Below are 6849 nucleotides of genomic sequence, written 5' to 3' on the forward strand. Positions count from 1 at the left end.
GTTTTGGTGGATTTGAGTTTGGTTATATATTTGTGTCCGCGCAACGAAGGCGCGGGGAAATGGAGGAAATCATGAAACAAATCAAGACAGAAGATGCAGTAGGGGCAGTATTATGTCATGATATTACTGAAATTGTGAGAGGCGTAAGAAAAGGCGCACGCTTTAGAAAAGGTCATATTGTGAGAGAAGAAGATATTCCTGTATTGTTGTCTTTAGGAAAAGAAAACCTATATGTATGGGAAAATGATGAGACTATGATGCATGAAAATGAAGCAGCTGAAGCATTATGTAAGTTGTGTCAAAATGATCATATGTCTACAACTGAAATTAAAGAAGGCAAAATAGAATTAATTAGCACCATTGATGGCTTGTTTAAAGTGAATAGAGAAAAGCTATTTGAAGTAAATCGTATGGGTGAAATGATGATTGCGACAAGAAACGGAAATACAGTTGTTCATTCAGGTGATCATCTCGCAGGTATGCGTATTATTCCGTTAGTTATAAAAAAAGAAAAGATGGAAGAAGCATCAAAAATCACGGAGACACCAATACTTGAAGTAAAGCCTTTTGTATTTAAGAAAGCAGCCGTTATTACTACAGGAAGTGAAGTCTATAAAGGACGTATCAAAGATACATTTACTCCTGTTATTATTGATAAATTAAAAGAATACAATGTAGAAGTCGTATTCCATAAATTATGTCCAGATGATCCGGATATGGTCACAAGTGCTATAAAAGAAGCACTTGACATGCATGTGGATATGGTGATCTGTACGGGTGGTATGAGTGTTGATCTAGATGATAAGACACCACTCGCAATCAAGAATACAGGAGCCAATATTATTAGCTATGGTTCACCTGTTTTACCAGGTGCGATGTTCTTATTATCATATAAGGGAGATACACCAATTGTTGGTTTACCAGGATGTGTGATGTATGCAAAAAGAACAGTTTTTGATTTAGTTCTTCCTCGACTTGTAGCCAATGATCCAATCACTGCTGATGAACTTGCAATGCTTGGTGAAGGTGGTTTGTGTTTAAACTGTCCACAATGTACATTCCCAAATTGTGGCTTTGGAAAGGGCTGGTAGGATGACATATCATAATCCTGAAAAATTTGATTTTAAAGTTAGACTTTTTAATGAAGAACCCTGTTTTGGAAAAGGTGTCTCACAGTTACTACATTTATGTGATAAGTATGGCTCTTTAAGTAAGGCCTGTGAGGTTATGGGGATGTCCCATTCTAAAGCATGGAAGATATTAAAAAGAGCTGAAGAAGATCTAGATATGAAGTTATTAGAACGAGTATCTGGAGGAAGTAATGGAGGAGGAAGTGTTTTAAGCGAAGAAGGAAAGACATTATTAAAGAAATATGATGAATTCCAAAAAAGAATGAAAGACTTCGCAGAAGAAACATTTCAAGAACTATTTAATGAAGAAAGATAAATATTTGATCATTGCGTTTGATTCTACAAGCCATGCACTAGACTTAGAAGATAAAGCAAAAAATAAAATGCAGGGAAGATTAATTCCTCTTCCAAGAGAAATAGAAGCAGGTTGTGGACTCTGTTTTGCCTCTTTAGACCTAGACCAAGAGAAATGGCTTAGATTCTTAAAAGAAGAACATGTACAATATGCTTATATGAAAGAGGTGATTTTCTAATGAGTGAAAAGATTTACTGTCAGGGTGGAGGATGCAGCGCAAAGCTTGGCGCAAAGAAGCTCTCTCGCATCCTTGAAAAGATTGATAAGTATGAAGATCCAGACTTGTTAGTAGGCTTTGATAGTCATGATGATGCATCTGTATTAAAGATTACTGAAGATAAGGGAATTGTCTCTACATTGGATTTCTTTCCACCAATGGTAGAAGATCCTTATCTTTATGGTCAGATTGCAGCTACCAATGCATTAAGCGATGTTTATGCTATGGGCGGTGTGCCTAGAACGGCTTTAAATATTGTCTGTTTCCCAGAGGAAGAAGATTTAAATATATTAGGAAGAATTATTGAAGGTGGGAATGATAAGTTAAAAGAAGCTCATGTCACACTATCTGGAGGGCATTCTATTAGAGATACTTCTATTAAGTATGGCTTAAGCGTGACTGGCATTGTGGATGTTGATTCTATTAAGACAAACAATAATGCCAAGACGGGAGATGTACTTATTCTTACTAAGAAATTAGGCGTAGGTATGACACTTAATGCGATGCGTATGAAAGACGCTGCGCCAGAAGTATTAGATGATGTTTTTAAGAGTATGACAACACTTAATAAGTATGCTGCAGAACTACTTAAACCATATGATGTTCATGCACTGACTGATGTCACAGGTTTTGGTTTAATGGTTCATTTAAATGAGATGTTAGATCATAAAAAGAGTGCAATACTTTATGGAAACAATATCCCTTATTTTAGAGATTGTCCTTACTATGTAGATGAATTCTATTTAAGTGGAGCTGCTCAGACAAATAGAAATAGTGTAGAAAAAGAAGTTGTTTTTGAGAAGGAAAACTTCTTCTTAGAAGAAATTATGTATGATCCTCAGACAAGTGGAGGATTGCTTGCGAGTGTTGCGAAAAAAGACTTGGATGACATACTTGATGCATTTAAAGAAGCAGGAAGAGAATGTTATGTCATTGGAGAAGTTGTTGATTTAAAAGACAAAAGTATATATGTAGGAGAATAGAGATGAGAAAGTTAGATGCAAGAGGATTAGAATGTCCATTACCAGTTGTAAAGACTAAGGAATTATTAAAGGAAAGTAGTGAAGCTGTAGAAGTATTAGTAGATAATGAAACAGCTGTAGAAAACTTAAAGAAGTTTGCGAAAGTAAAAGGTTATGATGCTGTAAGTAGTAAAGTCAACGAAGATTATACTGTAGTTATCAGTTCAAGCGAACAGGTTGTAGAAGAAAAGAAGGCTGAAAATATCTTAAAAGGACAGATTGTTGTAATAAGCAGTAATAGTTTAGGAAGTGACAAGGAATTAGGTAAAATCTTAATGAAATCTTTCATTTTTGCGCTTACTAAGCAGGATGCCTTTCCAGAAACAATTCTTTTCTATAATGAAGGTGTAAAGATCACTACACAGGAAAGTGATACAGTGAATGATTTATTATTCTTAGATTCTGTTGGTGTTGAAATTGTGAACTGTGGAACATGCTTGGATTTCTTTAAGTTAAAAGATGATTTAAAAGTGGGCAGCATTACAAATATGTATGATATTGTAGAAAGAATGGAAAAGGCTGAAAAAGTCATCAAGCCTAACTAATATGAATAATCTTGTAGTAGTAAGAGGTGGCGGTGATATTGCGACTGGCACTATTTATAAGCTTGCCCGCTGTGGGTTTCATGTTCTTGTATTAGAAATAGAACATCCAAGTGCGATTAGACGCAATGTTGCATACTCTGAAGCAGTATATGATGGTTATAAGGAAGTAGAAGGTATTGAATGTGTATTGATTCATTCACTTAATGAATTAGAATCTGTTTTTAAACACAATAAAATTGCGATGATGGTAGATCCTAAAGGTAGTTCTATTGATATCTTAAAGCCAGAAATAGTGATTGATGCGATACTTGCGAAAAAGAATATGGGGACTTCAAGAAATATGGCACCTATCACAATTGGTTTAGGTCCTGGATTTAATGCAGGAAAAGATGTAGATATCGTAATTGAAACAATGCGCGGACATCGCTTAGGCCGCTTGATTGAAGAAGGACCAGCAATGAAAAATACAGGTATTCCTGGACTTATTAAAGGATACGGGAAAGAACGTGTTATTCATGCAGAAGTAGAAGGTACAGTTCATCAGATAAAGAAGATTACAGATACAGTTGAAAAAGGAGACGTGCTTGCTTATATAGAAAACAAGGAAGGACAACATCCTGTATATGCTTCTATGTCAGGCTTACTAAGAGGTTTGATTCGAGAAGGTTATTATGTCACAAAGGGCTTTAAGATGGCAGATATTGATCCTCGTTTAGATGAATATGAAAACTGCTTCACTATTTCAGATAAAGCAAGATGTATTGCAGGTGGTGTATTAGAAGCCATCTTCTATTTAAGGGGTCAACATGATTTATCTTGATCAAGGGGCAACAAGTTTTCCTAAACTGCCCGCTGTTAAACAGGCAGTAATGGATGCACTTGACAACAATATGAATGCCCAAAGAAGTACAGGCGCTTTTAAGACGGATCGTCTTTTATATTCAACTCGTAAACTTGTTGCACAGTATTTTAATCTGCCTTCTTTTGACCATGTGATTTTTAATAGTGGTAATACAGAAAGCTTAAATACATGTTTAAAAGGAATCTTATCAAAGGATGATCATGTCATTACGACTTATGCGGAACATAATTCTGTCTTAAGACCGCTTCGTCAAATAGGTGTTGATTTAACTGTTACAGCACCTTATAAGGAAGATATTCTTAAAGAAATAAGAGAAGACACAAAGATGATTGTAATGACGCACAGTTCTAATGTGACAGGAGAACTCTATGATATAGATACCATTGGTCAAATAGCCTATGAAAATCATATCTTATTTGTGGTTGATAGTGCACAAAGTGCAGGTCATATCTCTATTGATATGCAGAAATCTCATATTGATTTGCTTACTTTTAGTGGTCATAAGGCATTACTAGGAATGAGCGGGGTAGGAGGAATCTGTGTCAATACAGATATATTGATTCACCCACTTAAGACAGGTGGGACAGGCATTGATTCCTTTAATAAAAAACAACCTGATAGTTATCCTGAACACTTAGAAGCAGGTACTTTGAATATACCTGGTATTGCCTCTTTAAATGCAGGTATGACTTATTTATTAGAACATCAAAAAGAGATAGAAGAAAAAGAAAAACAGCTTTTTGATGCTTTATATGAAGGTATGAAACGTATTAATGGAATCACATTCTATTGTGATTATGATGCATGTCTGCATACACCTATCATTGCCTTTAATCTTGAAGATTATGATTCATCTAAGATCAGTGATGTCTTAAGTTATAAATATGATATCATTACACGATGTGGTGCCCATTGTGCACCACTGATGCATACACATCTTAATACAGTAGAAAGAGGCATTGTACGCTTCAGTTTATCATTTATGAATAGTATGGAAGAAGTCAATATTGTCATTGATGTCTTAAAGGAGATGACTGAAGAATGATCATTAGTATTATTGGGTCAGGTGGAAAAACAACACGTATGAAGGAATTACTTCATCAATATAAAGAAGAAGGAAAAACAGTTCTTATGACGACTTCAACACATATGCGTATAGAAGAAGATACTTTAGTTAATCCAACTTATGAAGAAATTCAGGAAGAAATAAAAAACAAAGGCTATGCCTTTGCAGGCAATCGTTTTGATGAATTTAAGATCAAGGCATTAGATCAGAATTTACTCGATCAATTAAAAAAAGAAGTAGATGTCATTTTAATTGAAGCAGATGGCTCTAGAAGTATGCCTTTAAAGGTGCCTGCAGACTATGAACCTGTCATAGACGAGGATACAGATCAAATCATTTTGATTACATCTATGAAAGGCTTAGGAAAACGAGTCAAGGATGTTGTACATCGTTATGAATTATTAGACCTTGATCCAGAAAAAATAGTAGATGGTGCACTTATACAGCAGTTCGTGAGATATTATTTAAAAAGATATCCTGATGCAGTTATAGAAGTAAAACAGCCTGAAGGGCTTTATCAAAGAGCTTTGGCTTCTTTAATAGAACACAACGTAGATGTGACATGTATACAAAAAGAGTGGTTCATGCCCCAGCCAAAATTAGTATTATTAGGTGCTGGACATGTTTCACAATATGTAGAAAAAACAGCGCACTTATTAGATTTCTATACAATAGTCATTGATAATCGTGAAGAATTTGCGAATAAAAATATTTTTACAGAAGCCCAGGAAGTGCATTGTGTCAATTATGAGGAAGCAGAACAGTATTTTCCAAAAGAAGAGAATACATGTTATGTTATTGTGACAAGAGGACATAAGGACGATAAAGTCTGTCTTAAAAAGGCACTCGATCAAAAAGCTCTTTATGTTGGAATGATTGGAAGCAAGGGTAAAGTAAAAAAAACTATGGATGCCTTAATAGAAGAAGGTTATGACGAATCTTTATTAAAACAAGTTCATGCACCTATTGGCCTTCCAATCAATTCACAAACGCCTGCAGAAATTGCGATTAGTATTATGGCTGAAATTATACAGATTAAAAATACGCATCAATACTCTACAATGACAAGTGATCTCTATCATACCAAAGAGAAAGGAACTCTTTGTATCATTACATCTAAAGAAGGGTCTGCACCTCGAGGAGTAGGAAGCATGATGCTTGTTACTGATGATCACATCATTGAAACAATTGGTGGAGGGCGTGTCGAATACCAGGCAATATGTGACGCTAGAAATGAAGAAGGTATACGTTCTCATCACTATGAATTAAGTAATAAAGAAGGTGCAACACTAGGTATGATTTGTGGTGGTCGTAACGAAGTGTTATTTATTCCATTAAAGTAGAAAGCGTGCAGGGCTGATCAGTCTGCATGATAATGCAATCTGATTGTATATCATCATAAAGTAATATACGATTATCAGGAAATATATAACGTTGAATACGTGACTGATCAAAATCCACAATTTCATTTTCAATAAAAGAAGGATGAAGTGTATTTTCTATAGAATGACATATTCTAAGGAAAATGTCGCTTGATTCTTCTTTTTTAATTTTATAAACGTATAAATAAGATCTCATAATTTCCTCCATTTCCCCGCGCCTTCGTTGCGCGGACACAAATATATAACCAAACTCAAATCCCCCAAAACTCT

Annotated in this window: 9 protein-coding genes; 8 read left to right on the forward strand and 1 reads right to left on the reverse strand. The window is 35.1% G+C overall.

Annotated elements, in window-relative coordinates:
* From EAI80_RS11150 to yqeC, 8 genes are all read left to right on the forward strand, one after another.
* A partial coding sequence (locus EAI80_RS11150) for a molybdopterin-binding protein (RefSeq protein WP_238634586.1) occupies positions 1 to 1091 on the forward strand: 1091 nt, incomplete at its 5' end.
* A 1-nt stretch (position 1092) separates the two neighbouring features.
* Positions 1093 to 1446 carry a LysR family transcriptional regulator gene (locus EAI80_RS11155; protein ID WP_129982093.1) on the forward strand — a complete coding sequence of 118 codons (354 nt, stop codon included), beginning with the start codon at positions 1093 to 1095 and terminating at the stop codon, positions 1444 to 1446.
* On the forward strand, positions 1433 to 1663 hold the full coding sequence (locus tag EAI80_RS11160) for a DUF3343 domain-containing protein (protein WP_129982094.1): 231 nt from the start codon (positions 1433 to 1435) through the stop codon (positions 1661 to 1663). The genes EAI80_RS11155 and EAI80_RS11160 overlap by 14 nt, the downstream gene beginning before the upstream one ends.
* A complete protein-coding gene (gene selD, locus EAI80_RS11165; RefSeq protein ID WP_129982095.1) occupies positions 1663 to 2685 on the forward strand; it encodes a selenide, water dikinase SelD in 1023 nt (340 codons plus the stop codon). Before EAI80_RS11160 ends, selD begins: the two co-directional genes overlap by 1 nt.
* Before the next feature lie 2 nt (positions 2686 to 2687).
* A complete protein-coding gene (yedF, locus tag EAI80_RS11170) occupies positions 2688 to 3269 on the forward strand; it encodes a sulfurtransferase-like selenium metabolism protein YedF (RefSeq protein WP_129982096.1) in 582 nt (193 codons plus the stop codon).
* Between the two features lies 1 nt (position 3270).
* Entirely contained in the window at positions 3271 to 4089 is an 819-nt protein-coding gene (yqeB, locus tag EAI80_RS11175; protein WP_129982097.1) for a selenium-dependent molybdenum cofactor biosynthesis protein YqeB, read from the forward strand.
* Complete coding sequence (locus tag EAI80_RS11180) at positions 4076 to 5176, forward strand: aminotransferase class V-fold PLP-dependent enzyme (protein ID WP_129982098.1); 1101 nt, start codon at positions 4076 to 4078, stop codon at positions 5174 to 5176. The genes yqeB and EAI80_RS11180 overlap by 14 nt, the downstream gene beginning before the upstream one ends.
* Positions 5173 to 6540 carry a selenium cofactor biosynthesis protein YqeC gene (gene yqeC, locus EAI80_RS11185; RefSeq protein ID WP_129982099.1) on the forward strand — a complete coding sequence of 456 codons (1368 nt, stop codon included), beginning with the start codon at positions 5173 to 5175 and terminating at the stop codon, positions 6538 to 6540. Before EAI80_RS11180 ends, yqeC begins: the two co-directional genes overlap by 4 nt.
* On the opposite strand, the gene EAI80_RS11190 is transcribed toward yqeC, so the two are convergent.
* Positions 6524 to 6849 (reverse strand): hypothetical protein (locus EAI80_RS11190; RefSeq protein WP_238634587.1); only part of this gene is annotated, 326 nt, incomplete at its 5' end. The two genes, yqeC and EAI80_RS11190, sit on opposite strands and share 17 nt — an antisense overlap.

Source organism: Catenibacterium sp. co_0103 (assembly GCF_004168205.1).
In the GTDB taxonomy this organism is placed as follows: domain Bacteria; phylum Bacillota_I; class Bacilli_A; order Erysipelotrichales; family Coprobacillaceae; genus Catenibacterium; species Catenibacterium mitsuoka_A.

What these genes read in the sequence shown, in the direction of transcription:
- yqeB (WP_129982097.1), top strand. Translation starts at nt 3,271, where the DNA reads ATGAATAATCTTGTAGTAGTAAGAGGTGGCGGTGATATTGCGACTGGC.
- EAI80_RS11180 (WP_129982098.1), top strand. Translation starts at nt 4,076, where the DNA reads ATGATTTATCTTGATCAAGGGGCAACAAGTTTTCCTAAACTGCCCGCT.
- yedF (WP_129982096.1), top strand. Translation starts at nt 2,688, where the DNA reads ATGAGAAAGTTAGATGCAAGAGGATTAGAATGTCCATTACCAGTTGTA.
- selD (WP_129982095.1), top strand. Translation starts at nt 1,663, where the DNA reads ATGAGTGAAAAGATTTACTGTCAGGGTGGAGGATGCAGCGCAAAGCTT.
- EAI80_RS11155 (WP_129982093.1), top strand. Translation starts at nt 1,093, where the DNA reads ATGACATATCATAATCCTGAAAAATTTGATTTTAAAGTTAGACTTTTT.
- EAI80_RS11160 (WP_129982094.1), top strand. Translation starts at nt 1,433, where the DNA reads ATGAAGAAAGATAAATATTTGATCATTGCGTTTGATTCTACAAGCCAT.
- yqeC (WP_129982099.1), top strand. Translation starts at nt 5,173, where the DNA reads ATGATCATTAGTATTATTGGGTCAGGTGGAAAAACAACACGTATGAAG.